Origin of the sequence: Streptococcus sp., assembly GCF_019414905.1 — a bacterium.
In the GTDB taxonomy this organism is placed as follows: Bacteria; Bacillota; Bacilli; order Lactobacillales; family Streptococcaceae; genus Streptococcus.
In genome coordinates this window covers 1-2,880 of the sequence record NZ_DXLC01000300.1, presented here as the reverse complement: position 1 = coordinate 2,880, position 2,880 = coordinate 1, and the positions used below count along the sequence as shown (strand labels likewise).

Here is a 2,880-nt window from a genome sequence, read left to right as displayed (position 1 = left end):
AAGAAACTATTAAACTTTTTTCAGAAATGCACGCTGAACCAAGCTGGTTGGCTGAACTCCGTCAAAAAGCTTTTGATAAGATTGAGAGTTTAGAATTACCAGTTATTGAGCGTGTCAAATTCCACCGTTGGAATCTGGGTGATGGAACGATTACAGAAAGCGAGCCATCAGCAAATGTTCCAGATTTCACTGCACTAGATAACCACTTGAAGTTGGTGCAAGTAGGAACTCAAACTGTTTTTGAGCAAACTCCAGTTGAGTTAGCTGAACAGGGTGTCGTCTTTACAGACTTCCACTCAGCTTTAGAAGAAATTCCAGAGCTTATTGAGGAATTCTTCATGTCATCTGTTAAGTATGACGATGACAAATTAGCAGCCTACCATACTGCTTATTTCAATAGTGGTGCTGTTCTCTACATTCCTGATAATGTTGAGATTAAAGAACCAATCGAAGGAATTTTCTATCAAGACAGCGATAGTGATGTGCCGTTTAACAAGCATATTATGATTATCGCTGGTAAAAACTCTAAGATTAGTTATCTGGAACGTTTAGAATCACGCGGTGAAGGAAGTGCCAAAGCAACTGCTAATATCACAGTAGAAGTAATTGCACGTTCTGGTGCGCAAGTGAAGTTTGCTGCGATTGACCGTCTAGGTGAAAACGTCACTGCTTACATTAGCCGTCGTGGTAAATTAGGCAACGATGCAAGCATTGACTGGGCAATCGGTGTCATGAACGAAGGAAACGTCGTTGCGGACTTTGATAGCGACTTGATTGGAAATGGTAGCCATGCGGACCTTAAAGTGGTAGCTCTTTCAAGTGGCCGTCAGGTACAAGGGATTGATACCCGAGTAACTAACTATGGTTGCAACTCAATCGGAAATATCCTACAACATGGGGTTATTCTTGAAAAAGCAACCTTAACCTTCAATGGTATTGGTCACATTATCAAGGGTGCCAAGGGAGCAGATGCGCAACAAGAAAGTCGTGTTCTCATGCTTTCAGACCAGGCTCGTTCAGATGCTAATCCAATTCTTTTGATTGATGAAAATGACGTAACTGCAGGACACGCGGCTTCTATCGGTCAGGTAGATCCAGAAGATATGTACTACCTCATGAGCCGTGGCTTGGATAAGGCAACTGCAGAACGCTTGGTTGTTCGTGGTTTCCTTGGATCTGTTATCGTTGAGATTCCAGTCAAGGAAGTTCGTGATGAAATGATTGCAACTATCGAAGAAAAATTGTCAAAACGCTAAGGGGTAGGCTATGTTAGATGTAGAAGTGATTCGCAAGGATTTTCCAATTTTAGACCAGATTGTTAATGATGAACCATTGGTTTATTTGGACAATGCCGCGACGACACAAAAACCACTAGCAGTTCTGGAAACGATTAACCGCTACTATGAGAACGACAATGCTAATGTTCATCGTGGCGTTCATACCTTGGCAGAAAGGGCGACAGCTTCTTATGAGGCAGCTCGTGAAACCATTCGTAAGTTTATCAATGCAGGGTCAACAAAGGAAGTTCTCTTTACTAGAGGAACGACAACCAGTCTTAACTGGGTAGCGCGTTATGCTGAGGAAGTCTTGGCTGAGGGAGACCAGGTCTTGATTTCCGTCATGGAACACCATTCTAATATCATTCCTTGGCAGGAAGCCTGCCGCAAGACTGGAGCGGAGCTTGTTTATGTCTATCTCAAGGATGGAACCTTGGATATGGATGATTTGAGGGCTAAATTGACTTATAAGGTCAAATTTGTCTGCCTAGCTCACGCCTCAAATGTTCTGGGTGTGGTCAATCCAATCAAAGAAATCACCCAATTAGCCCATCAAGTTGGAGCTATCATGGTGGTGGATGGTGCTCAGTCTACGCCTCATATGAAGATTGATGTTCAGGACTTGGATGTGGACTTCTTTGCCTTTTCAGGTCACAAGATGGCTGGCCCAACTGGTATCGGTGTTCTTTACGGCAAAGAAAAGTATCTGGAGCAAATGTCACCAGTTGAATTTGGTGGTGAGATGATTGATTTCGTTTATGAACAATCTGCTAGCTGGAAGGAGTTGCCTTGGAAATTCGAGGCAGGAACTCCAAATATGGCTGGTGCAATCGGACTTGCTGCGGCAGTGGATTATCTGGAAAAGATTGGTATGGATGCCATTGAAGCCCATGAACAGGAATTGATCGCATACGTCTATCCAAAACTGCAGGAGATTGAAGGATTGACCATTTATGGTTCACAGGACTTGGCTCAACGGTCAGGTGTCATTGCCTTTAACCTAGGCGACCTTCATCCGCACGATCTTGCGACGGCTCTGGATTATGAAGGAGTGGCTGTTCGTGCTGGTCACCATTGTGCCCAACCCTTGCTTCAGTATTTGGACGTTCCAGCTACAGCTCGTGCAAGTTTTTATATCTACAATACCAAGGCAGATTGCGACAAGCTAGTCGATGCCTTACAAAAGACAAAGGAGTTTTTCAATGGCACTTTCTAAACTAGATAGCCTCTATATGGCAGTGGTAGCGGATCATTCGAAAAATCCACATCATCAAGGGAAGTTGGAAGACGCTGAGCAAATCAGTCTCAACAATCCGACCTGTGGAGATGTTATCAATCTCTCTGTCAAGTTTGATGCAGAGGACCGTTTGGAAGATATTGCTTTTCTAAACTCGGGTTGTACTATCTCAACTGCCTCTGCGAGTATGATGACAGATGCCGTTTTAGGCAAGACCAAGCAAGAAATCTTAGAACTTGCTACCATTTTTTCTGAAATGGTTCAAGGGCAAAAAGATGACAGACAAGATAGTCTTGGAGACGCAGCCTTCTTGTCAGGTGTTGCCAAATTCCCTCAACGAATTAAGTGTGCAACCCTAGCTTGGAA

3 protein-coding genes are annotated in these 2,880 nt (G+C 43.7%); all 3 read left to right on the top strand.

The window, feature by feature from the left end; all coding sequences use genetic code 11:
* Positions 1-8: 8 nt before the first annotated feature.
* Positions 9-1,256, top strand: coding sequence for a Fe-S cluster assembly protein SufD (gene sufD / locus QZ359_RS09070; protein ID WP_293965907.1), 1,248 nt, complete (start codon positions 9-11; stop codon positions 1,254-1,256).
* Positions 1,257-1,266: 10 nt separating this feature from the next.
* Positions 1,267-2,493 carry a cysteine desulfurase gene (locus tag QZ359_RS09065; RefSeq protein ID WP_261043772.1) on the top strand — a complete coding sequence of 409 codons (1,227 nt, stop codon included), beginning with the start codon at positions 1,267-1,269 and terminating at the stop codon, positions 2,491-2,493.
* On the top strand, positions 2,480-2,880 hold a 401-nt coding region (gene sufU, locus QZ359_RS09060), incomplete at its 3' end, for a Fe-S cluster assembly sulfur transfer protein SufU (RefSeq protein ID WP_293965906.1). The genes QZ359_RS09065 and sufU, both read left to right, overlap by 14 nt.